Raw genomic sequence first — 21,793 nt, forward strand, 5'->3', positions numbered from 1 at the left:
AGGAAACGACATGATTTACTGCTGCTTGGAGCATGTAGAATTGGCCATGGATATTGTCGTCGATGAACATGAGGTGGCGCCTCAACTAACAGAGCTTTCCGAAGACAAAAAGTTATCCACAACATGTGAATATTGTGGGAATAACGCCGTATATATAGTGGCGAACTAATATTCTCATACTATATGAGGATTATCGTTGTGGATATGTGGATAATTTCTGTGGATAACGTGTTTGTAAATTGTTTGTAAAGCGAGTGTGGATAGTGAACATCACCATTGTAACGGTTGGAAAATTAAAAGAAAAATATTTAAAGCAGGGAATCGATGAATATGTAAAGCGACTTGGTGCATACGCAAAGATCGATATTATCGAGCTTGCAGATGAGAAGGCCCCTGAAGTATTGAGTGACTCTGAAATGGAGCAGGTTAAGAATAAAGAAGGTGAACGGATCCTGGCGAAGATCTCACCGGATTATCATGTCATTGCCCTTGCCATTCAAGGAAAAATGCGTTCTTCAGAAGACCTCGCCGATAATCTGGACAAGCTTGCAACCTACGGAAAAAGCAAAGTGTCATTTGTGATCGGCGGATCATTGGGACTCAGTGATGACGTCATCAAGAGATCCAATGAAACCCTTTCTTTTTCAAAAATGACTTTTCCCCATCAGTTAATGAGACTGATTTTGGTGGAGCAGATCTATCGGGCGTTTCGGATTAATCGGGGAGAACCGTATCATAAATAAAAGGTTGTTAGCCAAAGGCCTCTCCTAATTGTTGGAGGGCCTAAGGGCGAATAGAAATGAGAAAGAAAATAGATTGACAAATAAAAAAATCCTTTTAAACTAAAAGTAGTTCTTTCCTCACATTCTTCTTACTTAACTACTCCTTGATATCCTTATTTGCTTTTTAATCACTCTCCAGTTGAAACCACATTAAGCCTCTTTTTTTCTCTAGATTTTACACTCATTCATTTCAATTTTCCGGAAATTAAATAATTTATTAAGGGAGATGATTCCTTTTTGGCATCGATTATGTATGCTATTCAATGCCCCAGTTGTGGACGTTCTGCTTATGTAGACGATTATTACAAAACTGATGAGAAGTACATTTTTTGTGGGGTGTGCGGTTATTATTACACCAAAACAATAGAAAAATATACTGAAAACTCTATTAAGTACAAGGAAGAGGAACGTGAAGGACACGGTATGTTTGTATTGCAAAATAAAGATGGAAACTGCAAAAAAGTGATGTTGAACGATAGCCTAACAGATGAGCAATTGGAAGAGTTAATGGCATCACTTATGGAGGAGAATGTTAACCAGGAGAAAAGCTATTTAATGTCTTTCAAAAACGGAGAATTTACTATCCTATTTGGCAACCCACCGGAACATTTTCATTTATCTTTTGAAGAGTATCGGAAAAAGATGATTGTCAAGTATGGAGTTCCTGAATACGATTTTATGGTTCCAACTGAGGGTTAGATAAAGGTCTAGTAGAAGAAATTGAGGAGAGAACGAGCTAATACTTTTCTAAAGTTTGACGATTATTGAGGAGGATTGCTGTGGGATTTGAAGAAGAGTATCAGGCTTTTATGAATGCTCACTCTCAGAAAAGAAAAGGTGAACGGCTGAGGCGCTTACAAGAAGGTCACAGCCAGGCTGAAATGCTGTTTTTGAAGCAAGTTTGGTGGCCATCATTTTATCATTTTCGGTATCTTCATCCAGAGTTTGAAATCGATGATTTTAAAGATGGAAAACGGTATTTAGATTTTGCTTATATTCGTCCAGCCATCCGGGTTTGTTTTGAGGTCGATGGGTATGGCCCTCACTTAAAGAATATAAGCAGATGGCAATTTTCCGACAGTCTGGAGCGTCAAAACCAGTTGGTGATGGACGGGTGGACTGTCATCCGATTTTCTTATGACCAAGTGAAAGAAAAACCTCGTCGATGTCAGCAGGTTGTTCAGCAAGTGATTGGGCGGCGGCTAGGTGATGAGCTTGACCAGACCACTCTATCCTACGCTGAAAAGGAAGTGCTGCGATTAGCGATTCGAAAAGGGAAAGCGATATCCCCAATGGAAGTTGAAAAGTATTTGAAGCGAACTGACAAGACAGTGAAAAAATTACTTACTCAACTAGTTGAGAAAAAGATGTTGATTCCCGAATCTGGGGTCAAGAGAATCCGCTCTTATCGCTTAGGGGATCAGGTTAAACGCACAATCTGATCAATAGACGGAAAAATTCCGCTTAATCAGTAAATTGAGTTTGAATTAGCTTAAATAGAGATTAAGTCTATATAATTGTGTAAATAAAAAAGGGCCATTTTAATTCCCATGATACAATGTTTTCGACCAAGAAAATCTGTACATGGAGGAATTAAAAATGACCCAACTTAATCTTACTTTAAATATTGAAGATTTAAAAGACCAGGTAGCTAACTCTGATCTCGATGCCCTTGTTAAATCTTCCCTCGTCTTAGTGCTTAATGAGTTTATGGAAAAAGAACGTAATGACTACTTAAATGCTAAGGCTTATGAGAGAACAGATGAACGATTAGACTACCGAAATGGCTACTACAATCGTGATTTTGTCATTTCAATCGGCAAGCTTACTTTAACCGTTCCTCGTACGAGGAATGGGGCATTCTCCACTTCATTATTTGAAAAATACAAGCGTGTAGATCAGGCACTTGTGCTTTCAATGATGGAAATGGTGGTCAATGGAGTTTCTACTCGAAAAGTTACTAAGGTAATGGAACAGCTTTGTGGTGAAAGTGTATCTAAATCACTGGTTTCTAACATTACAAAAAAATTAGATCCAATTGTAAATGAGTGGGCAACACGCCCTCTTAATGTCATGTATTACAAATATGTATACGTTGACGCTATGTACATTAAGGTGAGAGAGCATCAACGAGTGGTATCCAAAGCGGTCTATATTGCGATTGGAATCAATGAGAAGAATAAAAGAGAAATTATTGGCCTCAGCGTGAATCATGCTGAGTCTAAATCTGGGTGGATTCAATTCTTTGACCACTTAAAATCCAGAGGATTTCAGTCACCTCAAATGATAATTTCTGATGCTCACGAGGGCTTAAAAAGCGCTATAAGAGAATCTTTTATAGGGGCAAGTTGGCAGCGCTGCACCTTTCATTTTAAGAAAAACATCATTGATGTGATGCCTAAAAAAGACTCTCGTGAAGCCAAACAAATCATCAAAAAAATTTTTGATGCCTCTACTCCACAAGAAGCCAGAGAAATCAAAGATGGATTCATTACTCTATTCGAGGAACGAAGTTCTTATCAAAAGGTTATAAGGGTTTTAGATGATGGATTTGAAGACGCGATTCAGTTCATGAATGAGCCTCAGGAATATCATCAAAAATTAAGAACCACAAATAATTTGGAAAGATTAAATTCTGAAATACGGAGACGTGAACGTGTCATCAGAATTTTTCCAAATACGCAATCAGCATTTCGACTAATTGGAGCAGTCTTGATGGAGCAGGAAAAAGACCTTGATCCAGGGAACAGAAAATATCTCTATTGAATTTTCAATTTTCGAGGGGGTCCTCCAGCTAGCTGGAGGACCCCCTAAGAACAATAACTAATATTGGTTGAAGACATAGTATATGAATTTACACAATAAAGTGGACTTGACTTAAATAGACGGAGTAATTCCGCCTATTGACTTAAAAAACGTGAAAATATGAGAAATTCCTTTGTATAAGCGGAAAAATTCCGCTTAAATACCCCAAAATCGAGGTTCAACCTTTATATAACCGGAAAAATTCCGCTTAATTTACCCCCGCTCATTATGAACTCAGAGGTGACCCTGGATTCATATTACTGCAAAGAGCAGCACCATAACCAATCCCTCCAGTTGACAAGATCCATCACACCACTTAAAATAAACAACTATTCGACAGTGAAACGTTAAGCGAATTATATAATTAATAGAAAGCTATGATTGCCATGGATCATCCCATGGCAGGAGCAGCTTCTGGAGAGACCGCGGAAGATCCGCGGCGCCGAAGGGTTCATTATCTCAGGCAAAAGGACAGAAGAGTATCGGATATTTCTTTGGTGTGCACTCATGCCAAATGATATTTGTTATTCTTATGACCACGAGATTGGAGCCCATCCAATCTCTTTTTTTGTGCTTATGTTTACTGGTTGTAAGGAGGAGTTTAGGTTGGAACAACGAGAATTAAAGAGGGATTTATCAAACCGGCACGTTCAGCTGATCGCCATCGGGGGGACGATCGGTACGGGACTGTTCTTAGGATCCGGTAAGGCGATACAGCTTGCCGGTCCCTCTATCATCTTGGCGTATTTGATTGTGGGTATTGCCCTATTTTTTGTGATGAGGTCGCTTGGGGAGTTGTTGTTATCGAAAGCGGGGTTTCAATCGCTGACAGACATTGCAGAAGAGTATCTTGGTCCTCGGTTCTCCTTTGTCACGGGTTGGACGTATTGGTTTTGCTGGATCATGACGGCGATGGCCGATGTGATCGCTGTTGGTGTTTATGTGAACTATTGGTTCGATATTCCGCAGTGGGTCCCTGCCCTTATCTGTGTCATTATTTTGTTGGGACTTAATCTATTAACGGTCAAATTGTTTGGGGAATTGGAATTTTGGTTTGCTTTAATCAAGGTCATCACCATCCTTGGGTTAATTGCCCTTGGCGTCGTTTTGCTAGTGATGGGGCTCCAGACAGATGCGGGGGCGGTTACGGTTCAAAACTTATGGGAACATGGAGGTTTTTTTCCAAATGGAATATCAGGTTTCTTACTCTCATTCCAAATGGTCATCTTCGCCTATGTCGGTGTGGAATTAGTCGCAGTGTCGGCAGCGGAAACATCCAATCCGAGGAAAAATATCCCGTCTGCCATCAACAAAATTCCTTTGAGAATCTTATTTTTCTACGTGGGAGCTCTTACCGTCCTCTTGTTCATTAATCCATGGGTGGAACTGAATGCGGCAGAAAGTCCGTTTGTGAAAACCTTTAGCCTGGTCGGGATTCCGTTGGCGGCAGGGGTCATTAATTTTGTCGTGTTGACGTCAGCTGCTTCCGCTTGTAACAGCGGAATGTTTTCTACCAGCCGGATTCTGTATCATTTAAGTAAAGATCATCAGGCATCACCTCATTTTTCCAAACTGAATCAAAACCATGTACCGGGTAACGGGTTGTTTCTATCCACACTGGTCATATCCGTCGGTGCTTTGTTAAGTAAGCTTATACCGGAACAGGCCTTTGGCACCGTGACCACGATAAGTGCCATTTGCTTTATTTGGGTCTGGGGTATCATTCTGATCTGTCATATTAAGTATAAAAAAACCCGTCCACAGTTACACGAGAAATCTACATTTAAGGCGCCGTTCACACCTTTGGTGAATTATGTGGTGCTCATAATGTTTGCAGCTATTCTTGTGATTATGCTGTTTTCTGAGGCGACACGGCCGGCCTTACTGTTGACTCCTCTATGGTTCATCCTCTTATTTATTTTGTATGGGATGAGGAGAAAAAGGTAGCGCTCATTGTTACAATGGAAGTATAACGAAACCACAAGGGGGAACCAGACCATGATAGACAAAAAAGTCCGCTGGGGAATCATCGGTTGCGGAGATGTGACGGAAAAGAAAAGCGGACCTGCTTTTCAAAAGGTACGAAATTCAGAGCTTGTTGCAGTCATGAGGAGAACAGGTGAACTGGCGAAGGATTACGCCGAAAGACATGGAGTAGCGAAATGGTATGACGAGGCCGATGCCCTGATAAACGATCCTGATGTGGATGCAGTTTATATCGCTACGCCGCCAGGCTCACATAAGGAATACACGCTGATGGCAGCCGCTGCGGGGAAACCCGTTTATGTCGAGAAGCCGATGGCCCGCAACTTTGAGGAATGCAATGAGATGGTGGCTGCTTGTAAAGAGGCTGGAGTTCCTTTGTATGTAGCATACTACCGCCGGGCTCAGGAACGCTTTTTGAAGATAAAAGAATTGCTTGATCAAAACGCGATCGGAGACGTCCGTTTTGTCACCTCGATCCAGTATCAAAAAGCAGGGGAAGACGTGAAAGCTTCAGATCAATTACCTTGGCGTGTTCAGCCTGAAATAGCGGGAGGTGGGTTGTTCTTCGATTTGGCGAGCCATACCCTTGATATACTTGATTTTCTACTCGGACCCATTCAAGAAGCAAAAGGGTTTGCTTCCAATCAAGGGGGATTTTACGGGGCGGAAGATATTGTGACCGGTACATATCGCTTCACATCCGGCGTTCAGGGTGTCGGGACATGGTGTTTCACGGCTTTTGAAGAGTTGGATAAGAATGAGATTGTCGGCAGTAAGGGGAAAATCAGTTTTTCTACATTTGGAGATGACCCCGTCATTTTGACTACCCATGAGGGGCAGCAGAAATGGAGTTTCGAACGTCCCAAGCATGTCCACCAGCCGCTTGTAACGACGATTTTGAAAGAGTTAACCGATGGAGGCAATTGGTGTCCGAGCACTGGAGAATCGGGTGCGAGAACCAACCGCGTGATGGATAAGATCGTCGGAAAGTGAAAAATTGTGTGATGGATAAATAACGGAAACCCGTAACATTAGGAATGAAGGAATAAAAATGTCAGAAGTAGATCTTAAGTGACAGCTCAGCAAGTCTCTTCACTAAAGAAAAGAAGAAGTTTATCCTAAAGTGGGATAACCTTCTTCTTTTACGGATTTATTTACGCGCTTCAGCAGTCACCAGTACATCCTTTTCCACTTCCAGTTTCATATACCCAAGGGAAATGAACATCGCCGGCAGGCTGCACGCCAGCATTCCGATGAAGGCGTATCTTGGTTCGATTTCATATAAGAACCCTCCGAATATCGTAAACACTGCCGTGCTCCAGCTGAGTGCAAAAGCTGAATACATGCCTTGAGCCTTTGGGATGTGTGTATGAGGAATATTTGTTGTTAAGTATTTCATAAAAGCATAGTGTCCCATCGCAAACGAAAGTGCATGCAGCGTCTGGGCAATGCAAAACACCACAACGTTTGGAAACGTAAATACCAATATCCACCGCAGCGAAGATCCGGCAGCAGCCAGCGCCAATAAGGTTCCTGGAGAGAAGCGATTAAATCGTTTATCAGCCATCGAGAAAAAGATAATTTCTGCAATGACGGCGATGTTAATGATGACACCGATGAGATAGACCGGTGCATGAATCTCCTGTAAAAAGATGTAGCCATAGTTGTAATAAGCAGCGTGTGCTGCTTGAAGAAGAACCACAATAATAAGGACGACCAGGAAGTGCTTCGTCTTGAATAATTCAAAGATATTGATCTTAAGGGATTGATTTACTTGCGGTTTCTTCGATAAAATCTCCGGTCCATTCGTTAAACTGAGAACGACAAAGCAGCTGATCCCGAGCAGCAGTGCCCAAAAAATAACGTCATCCCCAAACATCCCTGTAAAGACCGTTAACAGTATTCCTACCGAGACAAATCCGATCGATCCCCACTGGCGGCTTTTCCCATAGTGCTTCAATTGCTTACTTTGTACAAGAACACCGGCAACGCTGTCTAAAGCCGGCATCAGGGTCGGGTAAAAGATGTGCAGTACAACGGTTACGATTAGTAAAGTAGTGAACGAGTCAGCAGGGATATAACAGAGGAGCGCGGCCAGTGTACCCATTCCAGCTATGTTCAGGAGTACCTTATTACTGACTCTTTCCAGTAAATAAGGAAAAGCAAACAATGTAGAAAGACCTCTTGCAACTAAGCCGATACTCATGATTAAACTCGCTTCTGAAACGGTAATGCCTTTTGTTTGTATCATCCATCCTGACCAATAAGGCAGAAAAATCCCCCATGTAAGAAAAAAACTGAAAAAATGTGTGCTCATCCAACGCTGTGTATTCATTTGTATCCTCCTTATCAATCGCATGATATCATGAGGATAAAGCAGATTAATATGAGATATCTCATAATTTCGAGGTGGGAGATGGAAATTTATAAAGGTGAGAAAAAGCAGCTATATTTAGAAAAGCACTCAATCGCTCATCGCTTTTCTTTTCAAATCGAAGAATATCTAGAAGTGCGTGAATATAAGCGGGATGAATGGATCATTCAAGAAGGAAAGCGGCCGGATTATTTATTTTATGTGACAGAAGGAAAAGCAAAAATATACGTCACGCATCAAAATGGGAAAGTATCGCTCATCAACTTTATCAATGCCCATGATTATATCGGTGAAATGGAATTACTGAACGATGTGTACTATACAAAAGGAATTCAGGCATCCACAAAAACAGTTTGTTTGGCTCTGCCTTTTTCCAAGTACCGCACCAAACTGCTTGAAGATACCAAATTCCTTCGAGAGTTAACAAAGTTTTTGAGTCTGAAAGCAACGTTAATGGCAGCCAAGTATTCACAGAGCCTTGCTTTTCCATTGGAAAACAGGCTTGCAGACTTTATTTTACAGACGTCCGATAAAGGAGTTTACCTGGAGAAGCACGTCATCGTTTGTGATTATTTAGGTGTTTCTTACCGCCACCTTCTGCATGTCCTCACTCAGTTTTGTATGAAGGGATATTTGGAAAAGGAAGGAAGGAATTATTCTATAGTAAATCAGCCTGCTTTGCATGAGCTTGCTGAAGCGATAAAGAATAGATAAAATTTCATGACTAAGTCGTTGTAGGAGTAAATGAATTTTCTGGGAGTAAAGGAAAAGTTCTTTAGGTTCGGGGTATGACCTCTTATTTTCTTAATAAGCCGTGTATTATCACCATTTTTTGTGAAACCTATTTATATATTAATAAAAGTGGTGAAAACTATGATTTCGATAGGGCTTTTTCTGATTTTAGCAATAATATCCTTTGTCTCATTGTACTTTTTGATGAAGAAAATGAATGTCGTTAACGTCTTAGGAAGTTATTTTTTGTCCAATATCCTTCTTACGAATACAGGAGTAATCATAAACTTAAATTTAAAGTTAACACATCAGGATCCATATAATGAATTGATTTTTTGGACACAGAAGGTTCCTGAGTTGTCGCTCAAGCCCGTATTACTTTTATGGTTGATATATGTTTTGTTTTCGAAGAGGACGATTTTTACTAAACTCATCCATTTCCTCCTCTTCCTATCAGCGCTTGTTTTAATAGAAGTCTATTTCGTACAGATTGACTACTTGGAATGGATACATTGGAATGTGTTTTATTCCTATTTGAGATATAGTCTGATTGTTTTATTAATGGCTGTTTTCTCCTTTTATTTAGAAAAAGGTATGCAGAGAACCAAAGAGGTGAATTCGATATGATTTTTCCTCTCCCTCGTGAATTTGATGAAAATGAACTGTTTATTATTTTTTCCACGATCATTACCTGGGCGTTTATGTTTATGCTGCCAAGACGCCTGTCGGCTGTTACGATTACGATCATTTGGACGTTTAATGTATTTCTTGCCCTGACGGCCGATATTACACTTACTGTGAAACCATATGAACTTTACTTTACGATTGACCATAAAACCCACGAGTTATTTGATGTGGTATTGCACTTTATCACGTACCCCACTCTTCCTTATTTTGTAGTGAACTCTTATCAGTATTACAAACCTAAAGGGCTGAAATTTTTATTCTTTGTTGTATTTTGGGGAGGGGTAGCGATCGCTTTAGAGTGGACCTCCGTGCAATTCCACGTTTTCACCTATACCGGATGGAAGTGTACCTATCCTTTCTTGTTTATTTGATTGTGTTTGCCGCTTCCATTTGGCTTTCGGACTTTGTTGAAAAGAAATATCCTTCCAAATGGAATTCAAAGGTCACTGAATAAGAAAGGGTCAGTCTCCCAGTAAGCGAACGCTCACAGGAGGCTGACCTCTTTTTGAAATTGAAATTGAATTGGACTTATTTAGAAACCGAAAATCCCTCATCTTCCTTCAATACACTTGCATACTCATCAAGCAGAGCACGAACTTCATCCGTGGTTTCTGTCTCCATCAGACGATTTCTGAGCTCGCTTGCGCCACGGAATCCGCGTACGTAAATTTTGAAGAAGCGGCGGAGCGGTTTAAACGGGCGGGGCTCAAGTTCATCGTTATACTGATCATGAAGATCCAGCTGCAAACGCAGTAGATCGAGAAGCTCTCCGCTCGTATGGTCTTTCTTCTCTTTTTCGAAAGCGAACGGATTGTGGAAAATCCCCCGTCCGATCATAATGCCGTCTACACCGTATTTCTCCGCAAGTTCAAGTCCCTTCTCTCGGTCAGGGATGTCGCCGTTGATCGTCAGTAAGGTATGAGGGGCGATTTCGTCACGAAGCTTCTTGATTTCAGGAATCAGCTCCCAGTGGGCATCCACGTCACTCATTTCCTTTTTCGTGCGAAGGTGGATGGAAAGATTGACAATGTCCTGTTCTAGTAAGTGCTTCAGCCAGTCGTGCCACTCCTCGACCTTGGTATAACCTAGACGGGTTTTCACACTGACGGGAAGTCCTCCCGCTTTGGCTGCCTGGATGATTTCAGCTGCGACATCCGGGCGGCGGATCAGGCCGGATCCTTTTCCATTCGCTGCCACATTGTGCACCGGACATCCCATGTTGATGTCGATTCCACGAAAGCCCATTTTAGCCACACCGATACTCGTTTGACGGAAGTATTCAGGCTTATCACCCCAGATGTGTGCGACCATAGGCTGTTCGTCTTCCGTAAACGTCAGACGCCCGCGTACGCTGTCCTTGCCTTTCGGATGACAGTAGCTTTCTGTATTCGTAAATTCTGTGAAAAACACGTCGGGTCTCGCCGCTTCACTCACCACATGACGAAAAACGACATCGGTCACGGCTTCCATCGGTGCCAACACAAAAAATGGCTTAGGCAATTCATGCCAGAAATTTTCTTTCATACTCTATTTAAACCCTTTCCTTTAGGGAAGCGTGTTCCCAAAATTAAAAAGTAAGATGCTTTACTGTTATCCATTCCCGGTTAGGATGGATTCCAACCAGTATATACTTTAATGGTATTGAACGAAAAGTGCAAGGGAACGCGTCGTCTTGTTAGGAGGGAAATACTTATTATTGAAGAAAAATGAACCAAATTTTGAATAGATTAATAAGGCGATCAGCACTTTGAATATGGAAGAATTTATTTCATAATACCGAACACAATCTGTAAAAAATTGCTATAATTGTTTACAAAAGCAGTGTATCGACCTGCGACAGTAAAGGGGAGCGGCCAATGTCTGAGTTGAATGAAAATCCGTTAATGAAGAGTGATGAAAAGAAACCGAAGATTAAGGTGGAAAGAAAAGAAGGAGAACCAACTTCCGCATTTAAAGGGGCAAGTTGGGCAGCTTTGGTGATAGGGGTTTCCGCTTATTTGATCGGCTTGTTCAATGCCGGAATGGAACTCAATGAGAAGGGATATTACTTTGCAGTATTGGTATTCGGTCTCTACGCAGCTGTATCCCTGCAAAAAGCAGTAAGGGACAAGGAAGAGGATATTCCTGTGTCGGGCATCTATTATGGGCTAAGCTGGTTCGCCGTCATTGTAGCCGTATCCTTGATGACGATCGGACTCTATAACGCCGGAAGTATCATCTTAAGTGAAAAAGGATTTTATGGAATGTCGTTTGTTCTTAGTTTGTTTGCGGCCATCACGATTCAAAAAAATATCAGGGACACACAGGTGGCAAGAGAAAGAGATTAATGATGGGGGTGGTACTGATTACAGTACTACCCTTTTTAGTTAAAACGTTCCTGCCAAGCCCACTCATCTCATCGTCAATACGAATACTTTAGTAACAAGACGATTAATCAGTATCTATAGAGGTGAGAAATGTGTACCAAGATCCAGGGTTTTTAAAAGGTCTTACGGGCGAAGTGGTGACGGTGATGGATCCGGTTTATGACGAAGCCCGACAGGAATGGAATCGAGCCATCAATAAGTTTCCATTGGTGATTGTGTATTGTGAAAGAAAGAAGGATGTGGTGAATGCCATCTGTTGGGCAAGAAAGCATCATGTCAGTATCCGTATACGGTCAGGTGGGCATCATTATGAAGGGTATTCCACCGGTGATTTGGTATTGGTCATTGATATCAGTCGTTTGAATGAGCTGAAATTGGACAAGCAACGGAACATGTTGAAAATAGAAGCGGGAGCAAAGAATACAGAAGCACATGATCTGATAGGATCCAATGGATATGTTTTCCCGGGGGGGGACTTGTCCGACGGTTGGTGTGTCGGGATTTACACTTGGTGGTGGCTGGGGATTTTCGAGCAGGCTTTACGGATTGGGATGTGACAGTCTGATCGAGTTGGAGCTGGTCGACTACCAGGGAAGGCTTATCAGGGCAAACAAATATTGCAACTCCGATCTGTTCTGGGCATGCCGTGGTGCCGGCGGAGGGAATTTCGGGGTCATTGTCAGTATGACCTTCCAACTTCAGGAACCGACGGATTGTCCTGTCACGCTAGTGAGGTTCTATTATGTGGGCACCACCAGGGAAAAGCAGGCACAAGTGATGAACGTTTGGCAGAACTGGTTACCTGGACTTGATAAACGGATGACAATTGTGGCCAGTTTCTATAACGCTGAAGGTGAAGGACTGGGTATCTTTGCGACAGGATTTTTCTATGGCTCATCTGCACGTGCCAGGGAGATTTTACAGCCTTTTGCAGAGGTTGAAGGATTCCGGGTAGAGCTTGAGACCTCCTCATTCCTTGAAGCGGTGAAAAAAGTGGAAGAGACGTATCCTCCATCTGAAAAATTCAAGTCGACGGGCAGGTTTGTTCAAAGGCGTTATTCCCCTTCTGAGCTTAAGAATATCGCAGATCTGATACAGGTGCCGGCAGGCGGTTCCGTGTATGCGGCAGTTTCCTTTTATGCAATGGGCGGGGAAATCATGTGTGTCGGTAAAAGAGAAACGGCCTTCTTCTACAGGGATGCAAGATACATCATGGGTATCCAGTCGGTATGGACAGAAGATTCTGCTGCGGAAGAAAACCGGAAATGGGTCAGAGGCCGCTTTGAATATATTAAAAGCATCACAGAAGGGTCCTATGTGAATTTTCCAATCAGCAAACTTAGGAATTATGAATGTGAGTACTTTGGGGAGAATGCGAAAAGATTGGATAAGGTGAATAAGAAATATGATCCGTATAATGTGTTCAAGTTCCCTCAGGGGTTGAGATAAAGAGTGGCTGTTTGGCTGCTGAATAAAGAAAATTCGACATGCCGGCACGATTTTTCTAAGCTTCGCATGATTAGTTGCAATCTCGCATGAAAAACGTTTAAACCGCACGATAATAGAAATCTCCGAACGATACAGCTTATTTCTCGCATAATTCTTTCCGTAAAAGTCTTACATAATAAAAGAAGTATCCAAGAACAATCAAACGTTCCGGATACTTCTTTTATGAACGTTATGCAGTTGTGACCTGCTTCTGATCCAATCGATAACTCAAGAAAGTAAGCAGACTCGCACAAATTGCAACCACTCCGCCGACGAGTGTCACATTCATCAACGGTCCCTGGTGGTAGACAAGGCCTCCGAGTGCCGATCCCATGGCGATGCCGACGTTGCTTGCAACCGGCATCAGGGAAGCGGCGAGGCCAGTCGCTTTCGGTTGATACACGCCGGCAAGGTCGATCAAGTAAAGCTGAGTCGAGGTGGTAAGGAGGATGGCCATCAAGGACATCAATCCAATGTTGATCAATCCAACAATAAAATGATCGGTCGTAAAATACAGGGCAAACAGGACAAATGCCTGGATAAGAAACACGAATCGGAGGCGTCCGATGGCATTGTGACTGGCAATCTTCCCTGCAAGGATGTTGCTGAAGATCGAGATGAACCCGTAAGCGAACAGGATCAAGCTGATGGAGCTGCCTGGTGCTCCCATCTTGTTCAGAATCGGGACAAGATACGTAAATACTGCATAGGTCGCACCGAAGCCAAGGGATGGAATGAAGAAAGCCATCAGGATCCTTGGATGGGTCAATAAGGAGAACTGATCCCGCATGGAACTGCGGTATTGACTGAGCTTACTCGGTAAATTCAGGAAAGATGCCAAAAAGGCAACGACACCTAATAACGTCGTCAAAAGGAACGTAGCATGCCAGTTGTACCATTCGGCAATGACGGTACCGATGGGAACGCCGATGACGTTTGCCAAGGTGAACCCGCCGAACACGAATGAGATGGCGACGCCTCTTTTTGTGACGGGAATGGCCTCACTGGCAATCGTCATGGCAAGTGAAATCAACACTCCTGTCACAATAGCTGTCAGCATTCGAAGACCCATAAGCATGACGTAGTTTGTGGAAATCACGCACAAAGCATTCAAAACGATGAATGACCCTATCAAACACAACATCCATTTCCTCTTTGGAAAATGACTAGTTGCCGACATGACAATGGGCGTGGCAATAGCAAAGGTAATGGCAAACGCTGAAACGAGCGTGCCTGCCTTTGCATTGGTTATATGAAGACTTGAAGAAATCTCCGTTAAAATCCCGACGATGACAAATTCGCTTGTCCCGAGAACAAATGTTAGTAACGTAAGGGTAAAAATAAGAAACCAATGTTGTTTAGATAATACCGTTTCTTTCATAAGTACCTCTTTTCTAAGTTGAATATCCATATGGGATAGAATGGGCAAACAATTTAACCATCATACCATAAAATATTTTTATGCAGTAACCCTTGTATGGAAAAAATATAAACAAAAGAGCAGGGCTTATTTTTCATGGGAATCTAGGAAACGTTTTCGATAGACTAGAAGGCTTTATTTTTAAATGAGTAAGCCATTCCATTTTCTTTTTACTTTCCGATCTGGTTTGATATGAGATGAATTTGGATATATCTTCTAAATAAGTCATATCTGTATTTCGGTATGTCTTAGATAAGAATGGTTCTGTAAAATTTATTAAAACGGAGGTGGGTAAATAATTGGTGAAAAAGATATCTATTTTAATCGTCATTTTCTTTTTATCAGGTTGCACTTCTTTAGAAGAGAAGGTCTCCACCTTTACGGAAGAGGAAATGGAAGAGGTGTATGGAGAAAAAGTCAAAATGACTTCTATAGAGGAATCCACACCCATTGGTGCCACGATCATTGTGGTACTTACAAAAATCTTCACTGATGTATATGACCTGACATTTCAATCTGAAGATGATCCGAATTTTACATTCGGGGGTGAAATCTCAGGGGACCTTGAAAACTTTGAAGAGGATTATGTTCAAAGTAAACATGAATATTTACTGGAACGGGATAAGAAGTATGAAGAATATCAAAATGTATTTAAAGAGAATGGAATAGAAGATGTACAGTTTAGAAGTATGATCCACAAAGGCAAACCATACATAACAGTCAGTGGATACTACAAAGGTGGAGAAACCGACCCGGAGAAGCTGGTACACACACTTGGAAAAATAAGTGAAAGCCTTGTGAAAGTGCCTGTCGAAACCTCACTTGATCTGGAAATGAAATATAATAGGATTTCAACGGATTACTATAGTAAGGAAGAATCGGCTGAATTTGAACAGATAGTAGAACAACAATTTATGTTGGTCAACCACCATGAAATGGTTGATGGTGGTGTGTTGGATAAAGAGCTCGAGAAGTTGGGCATGTCTGCAGATTCAAGATTGAATTGGGATGAGCAAAGTGAATATTTTATTACGACCTTGTTTATAAGTCAGGATATCACCTTATTTACCAAACCTTATTCAAGTAACGAGGACATTCTAAAGGCATTTGATGTCTTCAGAAAATACGGGATGGATGAATCAGTCGTGAACATCATCAACTTAGATGGTACATGTAAGGTAAAGGAAGTAAAAGAGACGGAAGATCTAAGCAGGTGCTATCGAGAACGCTAGGACAGATCTGTCTCACTAAAAGACGGATTTATGATAGTACCATTGATATGGGGGAATTTTAGGTAATTTTACGGCTATTGAGGTGAGCAGAACTGAAGAAATTGAAAGATATAGATGATATGACCCGTGTGTACCTGAGCAATATGCAGCTTCCTAAAGAAAACAGAAGAAATGTAATTGGATTTCTAATCCTACTTTTGGACTTTTTAGGCTTGCTTCCTTTACTGAGCATTCCTTTTTCTTCTTCCTTCTTTTGGGCAGCACTGGCACCGGCTGTTTTTATTCATGTATGGGGCATCCTTTATATCGTTGCTCCCTATAAATTTGAACACTCTTATTACTTATACATTGGAATTTTCGGAATTGTAAATACGTATGTATTTTTCCTTGTTATTCAAAAGCTTTTATATCTTCATATTGGTGTAGATAGCAGCCGCTTTTTTTACATAGGATTAGTGCTGATGGTGTTTCTATTGGTATTTATTCAGGTTTTTCATGTGAAAATGCTTTATTCCGGTACCTATGTCAAAATCCAAAATGGAAAGTCTCCACTCACTATTTCATCGATCGTCGCTTTCTCAACTTTTGGATACGTTGCTGCTCAGTTTTTAATGTCCTATATGCTCACTGACTCAGCTTTTATGATTGTATTAATGATGGCGTATTCGGTTGTATCGATCGTGACTGCTTATTTATCTACTTTCATTCACCGGTATATTTATATACAAAGAAATAAGGAAAAAGTGTTGAAAATGTATCCTGATTTTGGGAAGCCAAAGGTTTCCAGGAAGTTTGGTTAGGGGGATTTTTCGTTGAAGCAGGAAAAGGTAGATAATATTACTCTGTCTTATTTAAGGTTCCAATCACCCAGGGAAAACAGGAGTAATATACTCGTATTTCTTTTCGTTTTTCTGGATATCATTGGCGTGCTTTTCCTTCTGGGAGAGCCCTTGATTCCTTCGTTATTTTGGGGTGGCATCATTCCGGTAATATTCATTCACCTGTGGGCCATTCCATATATAATTGCTCCTTATACATTTGAGAGCTCCTATTATCTATTTTTCGGGGTGTACGGGGTTATCAATACCTTCATATACTTTTTAGTCATACAAAAATTCATATATTCTCATTTTCAAATAATCGGAATAGCCCCTTTGATTTTAGGATCGATTCTATTTGCCTCCCTCCTTCTCATCATGAATTGGATGAACATCCGCTTATTGTATTCAGGGACGTACTCTCGTCTTCAGAAAGGAGAAAAGACCTTCAACCTTTCTCCAATTGCTCCAGCCTCAGGCATTGGCTACGTACTGGGACAGGTAATTCTATCGTCTTTCTTTGTAGAATCAGTGAAATTCCTTATGATCATCGGGGTACTCTCTATACTCTCTGTGGCGACGGCCTACTTTTCTACAAGCATCCATAAATATTTTTATATCAGAAGAAACATCGAGAAGGTAAAACAGGTTTATCCCCCATTCGGGTTACCGGAAAATGAAAGAACGATGATTGAGAGAAAAGGTAAAAAGAGGAGAAGACATGAAAAAGCATAAAGGTATTGACCCGATCATATTGTCTTATTTAAATTTGCAAACACCGGAAGAAAATAGAAGAAATATCATTACTTTTTTTATCATTTTTTTAGACATCATTGGACTCCTTCCCATTTTGGGGGAGCCCTTCTCCTACGTCTTTGTCTGGCCGGCTGTTGTACCAGTGGCATTATTACATATTTGGGCAATCCTTTATGTGGTGGCCCCGTTTCAGTTTGAAAAATCGTACTACCTGTTTTTCGGCATCTACGGCATCGTGAATACATATGTGTATTTTTTGGTGATTCAAAAATATTTGTATGTATATGCCGGATTGAATGGCAAGGTCCCTTTTATTTTAGGTTTGCTGTTACTATTGGGGTTATTGGTGTTCTTCCAGCTGTTTAATCACAAATTACTGTATTCCGGAGCGTATGCAAGGTTGCAAAGGAATGATCATAAATTCAAGTTGTCTCCTATTTTAACCGCTTCAAGTATCGGGTATGTCATTGCCCATATTCTGCTTTCTACGTTCATGACGGAATCCCTTTTTGTGATCATCATCATTACGGGAGTGTCCATCCTATCTATACTCACCGCTTTTTTTTCAATATCTGTCCACCGATACTATTTTATTTTGAAACATGAAGAGACAGTTAAGAGGGTATATCCTCAGTTTGGGTTACCTAAAAGGAAGAGGGGAATTAAACGGTGAATCATTTAGGAGGGAACTATATGTCAAAAAAGAAAATAACAGGATTTATACTCGTGTTCATGGTGTTTACCTTGATTGCTTGTTCTTTATATGGAATTAATATCCCTTTACCTAGTTCCTATATTCCATTAGTGATTGCAGCAAATGGTGTGTTTGCTTTTTGTTCTATTTTTGCTCAGCGATTGATTATTGCTTTATATGAAGTGAATGTCTTTGAAGGAAAAGATAGTTTAGTGGGATATTTTAATAAGTACACAGCTATCTTTACATCGGGTATTAACTATTATATTCAAATTGTATTAAACCGCCTCCCTTTTCTTATGAATAAGATCCTGGCCATATGTTATTTCCTATCTCTTGTTTGGATTGGATTTGGGATTCTTGGAATATTTAATTAGCGTTTATGTAATGATTGGTAGGGGGTTATGACATGACAGAGGAAAAGATGATTCAACTTTCAACAGAGGAAAAGAAGGATGAGAAATTCTTCTCTTTTAAACGAGGCTTAATTTTTTACTGGAAGAGTAATGTCTTCCTTCTTTGTTCTATTCTTTTATTCTTATTGAATAAGAGTAGTTGGGCTCAGGATGGAGATAGTTATATATGGTTATTTGGCATCCAGGTCGAAGCGCTTCTTATCCTTTTATCTCTCATTGCTTGTTTGCGTCCCAGGATTTTAGAATAAATACTGCTTTTATTAAAGTAGGGAATAGAGAATTATTAATAATTCCGTTAGTAAGAATAAATAACAAGGATATGTTCATAATAACCAGGTAGCAGGGAGGTGTGAAAATGCCGAATCAAAACGATAACAAATTCAAAAAAATTCAGTCTGAAAGCTTCAAGCAAGGGAAATCCCAAGAAGAATATGCGGCAGAGCTTCAAATGAATAAAGAAAAAAGCCAGAAAAGGAAGTAATAACGTACTACATAAAAGAGCCATCCCAACTTTTAGACGGGATGGCTCTCTCCATTATAGAGATACTTTAATCACCTTTTTATAATACAAGACCGATAGAATACCAAAAATCGAATACAACACCGTATATAAAACCATCACGATGATCATCGGTGTCCAGACTTCGGCTCCAAATAGGAACCATCCTGATTGGACCGCAAAGTAACTGTGCAGAAGTCCAATGAGGAGAGGGATTCCGAAGCTGAATAGTTGCTTCGCTTGAATGCCTCTCAATAAGTCACCTTGGGTGAATCCTAATTTTCGTAAAATGGTATAGTTCGGTTTCTCATCTTCACTTTCATCCATCTGTTTAAAGTACAGGATACAGCCCGATGTGATCAGGAAGGTGAGGCCGAGGAATCCGACGATGAACATGATGAGCCCGATGTTTTGTTTTTGTTCGGCTTTCATGTCGTACTGGGAATCGTTTGCCCAATCTTCGTTAAGGTTTAACGTATGAAAGAGATCGTTTGCTTCTTTCAGGTCTTTTTCTTCTTCAATCGTCACACCGATATAGATTGAATTTTCTCTTTGGATTTCAGGGTCCAGGTCCTTCTTTAGTTCTTGGAATACGCGGTCATCCACGATGACAACAGGTGATCCTCCTGCTGTAAAATACCATGAAATCGGGTATTCATCCTTCATACCCAAGTAATTGAGCTTTGTGACTTCTGTTTTTCCTTTCAACTCCGTCCTGCCGGAATCATGTAACGGAATGACCTTTTGAAGCAAATCGCTGTAGCCGGTAAAGACCGTTTCGTTTTCTTTGACCTCGACTCCCTCAACACTTTTCTCGCTGATGACGGAATTCGGCATGGCATCCAGTGACCCGTTCAGTTCGCCAAATTCAGAGTCTGTAATGCCTTTCAGGTTGACGAGTACCTGGAGGACTTCAATTTCTTCTTTATTGTACTTAATGCCTTTCTCCAGTAGGGCATCTTTAAAAGTGTCAAAGTCTTGTTTATTTGTAAACGAAAAATCAGTGGGGACATTATTTTGAGCCGTCTTTTCTGCTGAATAGTAGCCGATGTAACTCAAAGATAATAACGCGATAGCCAGTGCCGATACTGTCGTAATGATAGTCAAAAGTAAGGCGTTCGACTTCATCCGGAACATGATGGATGAAAGGGACAGGACTTCGTTTATGTTCAAGTAGCCACCTTTCTTCTTGCGGATGATGTTGAAAATAAAGCTGACAGACCCTTTATAGAATAGGTAGGTTCCAAGAATCACCGAGCCGAGAATAAAGAGCATGGCTCCATAAAGCTCTGGCATCGTCGTGAAGTCCCCGCCAAACAATTTGGAAGACACATAATACCCGGAAGCAATCAAAATGATACCGAGAACTCCAATGACGATCTCGAACTTGGACATCTTTTTCACTTTCGTTTCCGTTGAAGAACGGACTCTGAAGAGGGATAAGATGCTTTGTCTTTTGATGAAGACAAAGTTCATCAGCATGATCAACAGGTAAATCGCACAGAACACGAGGATAGTCTGGATGAGTGCCTTAGTCGAGAAATGCAGTGTGGCAATCGCATCGACGCCTGTTATATTGAATAAAATCATGATGATCAACTTGGAGAAGGAAAATCCAATCAAGATTCCAAGGATCAAAGACCCAAAATACAAGATGAAGTTCTCCACGCTTAAAATGCGGAAGATTTTATTCTTAGTCATGCCGATTAACTGAAATAGCCCAATTTCTTTACTTCTTCTCTTAATGAAGAGGGTGTTGGCGTATAAAAGAAAAATCGAGACGATGGCGACAAGCAGGACAGACGCGGCTCTGACGGCTGCTCCACCCTTGATGGTTCCCTTCGCTGCATCCATGGACGGATCATACTGAAGGGTCACGAACGCGAAATAAAGGGCAACACTAAAGACTAAAGCAAATACATAAAGGTAATAATTCTTCAGGTTCTTCTTCAGATTTCGGAAGATAAGGGTATTAATGTTCATTCTGCACCCCACCAAGCACTCCCTGGGTTTTCATGATGTCACTGAAGAAATGCTGTCTTGCCTGTTCACCTTTATTTAATTGCGTATAAATTTGCCCGTCCTTGATGAAAACGACCCGACTGCAGTAGCTTGCCGCAACGGGATCATGTGTGACCATGACGATCGTCGCCTTCAGCTTTTGGTTCAGATCACTCAGCTTGTTCAAAAGATCAGAGGCCGATTTCGAATCGAGGGCCCCCGTGGGTTCATCGGCAAAAATGATACTTGGTTCATGGATGAAGGCACGGGCGGCTGATGTCCGCTGTTTCTGCCCGCCTGAGATTTCGTTCGGATATTTATCCTTCAATTCAAGGATCCCAAGTTCCGAAGCAAGGTCATTGAACTTCTGGTCGGCTTCCCTCTTAGGGGTCTTGGTGATGGATAGTGGCAGAAGGATATTTTCTTTCACCGTTAACGTGTCGAGCAGGTTGTAATCCTGAAAGATAAAGCCGAGGTGATTCTTTCGGAATTGTGCGAGCTGCTTTTCTTTCATCATCGTCATTTCATTGCTTTCAATCTTAATTGAACCCTCACTCACTTTGTCGATGGAGGATAGGACATTTAAGAGAGTTGTCTTCCCGGAACCCGACGCCCCCATGATACTGACGAATTCACCTTTTTGGATCGACAGGTCAATCCCCTTTAACACTTCCTGCTTATTGAATTTATTTCCGTAACTTTTATGAAGTTTGCTTGCTTCTAGTATGGTCATCATT

At 41.2% G+C, this 21,793-nt stretch carries 23 protein-coding genes, 1 pseudogene and 1 riboswitch; of the genes and pseudogenes, 18 read left to right on the forward strand and 6 right to left on the reverse strand.

The window, feature by feature from the left end; all coding sequences use genetic code 11:
* The first annotated feature begins 10 nt into the window (after positions 1 to 10).
* From BVI01S_RS22200 to BVI01S_RS13160, 7 genes are all read left to right on the forward strand, one after another.
* A complete protein-coding gene (locus BVI01S_RS22200; protein ID WP_079532410.1) occupies positions 11 to 169 on the forward strand; it encodes a CxxH/CxxC protein in 159 nt (52 codons plus the stop codon).
* A 94-nt stretch (positions 170 to 263) separates the two neighbouring features.
* On the forward strand, positions 264 to 743 hold the full coding sequence (gene rlmH / locus BVI01S_RS13135; protein WP_061810515.1) for a 23S rRNA (pseudouridine(1915)-N(3))-methyltransferase RlmH: 480 nt from the start codon (positions 264 to 266) through the stop codon (positions 741 to 743).
* 276 nt (positions 744 to 1,019) lie between these two features.
* Positions 1,020 to 1,481, forward strand: a complete 462-nt coding sequence (locus tag BVI01S_RS13140) for a hypothetical protein (protein WP_061810517.1) — start codon at positions 1,020 to 1,022, stop codon at positions 1,479 to 1,481.
* Positions 1,482 to 1,561: 80 nt separating this feature from the next.
* Positions 1,562 to 2,224, forward strand: coding sequence for a putative endonuclease domain-containing protein (locus BVI01S_RS13145; protein WP_061810518.1), 663 nt, complete (start codon positions 1,562 to 1,564; stop codon positions 2,222 to 2,224).
* A 157-nt stretch (positions 2,225 to 2,381) separates the two neighbouring features.
* Positions 2,382 to 3,548 carry an IS256 family transposase gene (locus BVI01S_RS13150; protein WP_060674812.1) on the forward strand — a complete coding sequence of 389 codons (1,167 nt, stop codon included), beginning with the start codon at positions 2,382 to 2,384 and terminating at the stop codon, positions 3,546 to 3,548.
* A gap of 443 nt (positions 3,549 to 3,991) precedes the next feature.
* A riboswitch (glycine riboswitch) is annotated at positions 3,992 to 4,072 on the forward strand.
* 121 nt (positions 4,073 to 4,193) lie between these two features.
* Positions 4,194 to 5,534 (forward strand): amino acid permease, encoded by a 1,341-nt coding sequence (locus BVI01S_RS13155; RefSeq protein WP_061810525.1) that lies wholly within the window; start codon positions 4,194 to 4,196, stop codon positions 5,532 to 5,534.
* 51 nt (positions 5,535 to 5,585) lie between these two features.
* Positions 5,586 to 6,566 carry a Gfo/Idh/MocA family protein gene (locus BVI01S_RS13160; protein ID WP_061810527.1) on the forward strand — a complete coding sequence of 327 codons (981 nt, stop codon included), beginning with the start codon at positions 5,586 to 5,588 and terminating at the stop codon, positions 6,564 to 6,566.
* 157 nt (positions 6,567 to 6,723) lie between these two features.
* Here the strand turns inward: BVI01S_RS13160 and BVI01S_RS13165 are convergent, their stop codons facing one another.
* On the reverse strand, positions 6,724 to 7,908 hold the full coding sequence (locus BVI01S_RS13165) for an MFS transporter (RefSeq protein ID WP_061810529.1): 1,185 nt from the start codon (positions 7,906 to 7,908) through the stop codon (positions 6,724 to 6,726).
* An 81-nt stretch (positions 7,909 to 7,989) separates the two neighbouring features.
* Here BVI01S_RS13165 and yeiL point away from each other — a divergent pair, with 81 nt between their 5' ends.
* Entirely contained in the window at positions 7,990 to 8,661 is a 672-nt protein-coding gene (gene yeiL / locus BVI01S_RS13170; RefSeq protein ID WP_061810531.1) for a transcriptional regulator YeiL, read from the forward strand.
* 326 nt (positions 8,662 to 8,987) lie between these two features.
* Here yeiL and BVI01S_RS23165 read toward each other — a convergent pair whose 3' ends face one another.
* Entirely contained in the window at positions 8,988 to 9,113 is a 126-nt protein-coding gene (locus BVI01S_RS23165; protein ID WP_280512998.1) for a hypothetical protein, read from the reverse strand.
* Positions 9,114 to 9,302: 189 nt separating this feature from the next.
* On the opposite strand from BVI01S_RS23165, the gene BVI01S_RS13180 reads away from it, so the two are divergent.
* Positions 9,303 to 9,737: a hypothetical protein gene (locus BVI01S_RS13180; protein ID WP_244886939.1), complete on the forward strand. Its 435-nt coding sequence runs from the start codon at positions 9,303 to 9,305 to the stop codon at positions 9,735 to 9,737.
* A gap of 157 nt (positions 9,738 to 9,894) precedes the next feature.
* Here BVI01S_RS13180 and BVI01S_RS13185 read toward each other — a convergent pair whose 3' ends face one another.
* Positions 9,895 to 10,890: a tRNA dihydrouridine synthase gene (locus BVI01S_RS13185; protein ID WP_061810535.1), complete on the reverse strand. Its 996-nt coding sequence runs from the start codon at positions 10,888 to 10,890 to the stop codon at positions 9,895 to 9,897.
* A 332-nt stretch (positions 10,891 to 11,222) separates the two neighbouring features.
* Between BVI01S_RS13185 and yiaA the strand changes: the two genes are divergently transcribed.
* Positions 11,223 to 11,693, forward strand: a complete 471-nt coding sequence (gene yiaA, locus BVI01S_RS13190) for an inner membrane protein YiaA (RefSeq protein ID WP_061810536.1) — start codon at positions 11,223 to 11,225, stop codon at positions 11,691 to 11,693.
* 185 nt (positions 11,694 to 11,878) lie between these two features.
* Positions 11,879 to 13,181: pseudogene (locus tag BVI01S_RS13195) on the forward strand (FAD-binding oxidoreductase).
* 229 nt (positions 13,182 to 13,410) lie between these two features.
* Here BVI01S_RS13195 and BVI01S_RS13200 read toward each other — a convergent pair.
* On the reverse strand, positions 13,411 to 14,601 hold the full coding sequence (locus BVI01S_RS13200; protein ID WP_061810537.1) for an MFS transporter: 1,191 nt from the start codon (positions 14,599 to 14,601) through the stop codon (positions 13,411 to 13,413).
* Between the two features lie 338 nt (positions 14,602 to 14,939).
* Between BVI01S_RS13200 and BVI01S_RS13205 the strand changes: the two genes are divergently transcribed.
* From BVI01S_RS13205 to BVI01S_RS23170, 7 genes are all read left to right on the forward strand, one after another.
* On the forward strand, positions 14,940 to 15,872 hold the full coding sequence (locus tag BVI01S_RS13205; RefSeq protein WP_061810539.1) for a hypothetical protein: 933 nt from the start codon (positions 14,940 to 14,942) through the stop codon (positions 15,870 to 15,872).
* A gap of 101 nt (positions 15,873 to 15,973) precedes the next feature.
* Positions 15,974 to 16,672 (forward strand): hypothetical protein, encoded by a 699-nt coding sequence (locus tag BVI01S_RS13210; protein ID WP_061810541.1) that lies wholly within the window; start codon positions 15,974 to 15,976, stop codon positions 16,670 to 16,672.
* A gap of 354 nt (positions 16,673 to 17,026) precedes the next feature.
* Positions 17,027 to 17,425, forward strand: coding sequence for a hypothetical protein (locus BVI01S_RS22565; protein ID WP_156477331.1), 399 nt, complete (start codon positions 17,027 to 17,029; stop codon positions 17,423 to 17,425).
* Positions 17,412 to 18,119 (forward strand): hypothetical protein, encoded by a 708-nt coding sequence (locus tag BVI01S_RS13220; RefSeq protein WP_061810545.1) that lies wholly within the window; start codon positions 17,412 to 17,414, stop codon positions 18,117 to 18,119. The genes BVI01S_RS22565 and BVI01S_RS13220 overlap by 14 nt, the downstream gene beginning before the upstream one ends.
* Positions 18,120 to 18,139: 20 nt before the next feature.
* Positions 18,140 to 18,517 carry a hypothetical protein gene (locus tag BVI01S_RS13225; protein WP_061810547.1) on the forward strand — a complete coding sequence of 126 codons (378 nt, stop codon included), beginning with the start codon at positions 18,140 to 18,142 and terminating at the stop codon, positions 18,515 to 18,517.
* A 32-nt stretch (positions 18,518 to 18,549) separates the two neighbouring features.
* Positions 18,550 to 18,804, forward strand: a complete 255-nt coding sequence (locus BVI01S_RS13230; protein ID WP_061810548.1) for a hypothetical protein — start codon at positions 18,550 to 18,552, stop codon at positions 18,802 to 18,804.
* A 107-nt stretch (positions 18,805 to 18,911) separates the two neighbouring features.
* A complete protein-coding gene (locus BVI01S_RS23170) occupies positions 18,912 to 19,037 on the forward strand; it encodes a hypothetical protein (RefSeq protein ID WP_268788410.1) in 126 nt (41 codons plus the stop codon).
* Positions 19,038 to 19,091: 54 nt separating this feature from the next.
* On the opposite strand, the gene BVI01S_RS13235 is transcribed toward BVI01S_RS23170, so the two are convergent.
* Positions 19,092 to 21,038, reverse strand: coding sequence for an FtsX-like permease family protein (locus tag BVI01S_RS13235; protein WP_061810549.1), 1,947 nt, complete (start codon positions 21,036 to 21,038; stop codon positions 19,092 to 19,094).
* The gene (locus tag BVI01S_RS13240; protein WP_061810552.1) at positions 21,028 to 21,789 is read right to left on the reverse strand and encodes an ABC transporter ATP-binding protein; all 762 of its coding nucleotides are present in this window, start codon (positions 21,787 to 21,789) and stop codon (positions 21,028 to 21,030) included. The genes BVI01S_RS13235 and BVI01S_RS13240 overlap by 11 nt, the downstream gene beginning before the upstream one ends.
* Between the last annotated feature and the right edge of the window lie 4 nt (positions 21,790 to 21,793).

Origin of the sequence: Rossellomorea vietnamensis NBRC 101237, from assembly GCF_001591825.1 — a bacterium.
Lineage (GTDB): Bacteria > Bacillota > Bacilli > Bacillales > Bacillaceae_B > Rossellomorea > Rossellomorea vietnamensis.

Bases quoted from the DNA above. Each gene is read 5' to 3' on its own strand.
- BVI01S_RS22200 (WP_079532410.1), top strand. From the start codon at position 11: ATGATTTACTGCTGCTTGGAGCATGTAGAATTGGCCATGGATATTGTC.
- BVI01S_RS13150 (WP_060674812.1), top strand. From the start codon at position 2,382: ATGACCCAACTTAATCTTACTTTAAATATTGAAGATTTAAAAGACCAG.
- BVI01S_RS13160 (WP_061810527.1), top strand. From the start codon at position 5,586: ATGATAGACAAAAAAGTCCGCTGGGGAATCATCGGTTGCGGAGATGTG.
- BVI01S_RS13165 (WP_061810529.1), bottom strand. From the start codon at position 7,908: ATGAATACACAGCGTTGGATGAGCACACATTTTTTCAGTTTTTTTCTT.
- yeiL (WP_061810531.1), top strand. From the start codon at position 7,990: ATGGAAATTTATAAAGGTGAGAAAAAGCAGCTATATTTAGAAAAGCAC.
- BVI01S_RS23165 (WP_280512998.1), bottom strand. From the start codon at position 9,113: ATGAGTTTAGTAAAAATCGTCCTCTTCGAAAACAAAACATATATCAAC.
- BVI01S_RS13180 (WP_244886939.1), top strand. From the start codon at position 9,303: ATGATTTTTCCTCTCCCTCGTGAATTTGATGAAAATGAACTGTTTATT.
- BVI01S_RS13185 (WP_061810535.1), bottom strand. From the start codon at position 10,890: ATGAAAGAAAATTTCTGGCATGAATTGCCTAAGCCATTTTTTGTGTTG.
- yiaA (WP_061810536.1), top strand. From the start codon at position 11,223: ATGTCTGAGTTGAATGAAAATCCGTTAATGAAGAGTGATGAAAAGAAA.
- BVI01S_RS13200 (WP_061810537.1), bottom strand. From the start codon at position 14,601: ATGAAAGAAACGGTATTATCTAAACAACATTGGTTTCTTATTTTTACC.
- BVI01S_RS13220 (WP_061810545.1), top strand. From the start codon at position 17,412: ATGAAAAAGCATAAAGGTATTGACCCGATCATATTGTCTTATTTAAAT.
- BVI01S_RS13225 (WP_061810547.1), top strand. From the start codon at position 18,140: ATGTCAAAAAAGAAAATAACAGGATTTATACTCGTGTTCATGGTGTTT.
- BVI01S_RS13230 (WP_061810548.1), top strand. From the start codon at position 18,550: ATGACAGAGGAAAAGATGATTCAACTTTCAACAGAGGAAAAGAAGGAT.
- BVI01S_RS23170 (WP_268788410.1), top strand. From the start codon at position 18,912: ATGCCGAATCAAAACGATAACAAATTCAAAAAAATTCAGTCTGAAAGC.
- BVI01S_RS13235 (WP_061810549.1), bottom strand. From the start codon at position 21,038: ATGAACATTAATACCCTTATCTTCCGAAATCTGAAGAAGAACCTGAAG.
- BVI01S_RS13240 (WP_061810552.1), bottom strand. From the start codon at position 21,789: ATGACCATACTAGAAGCAAGCAAACTTCATAAAAGTTACGGAAATAAA.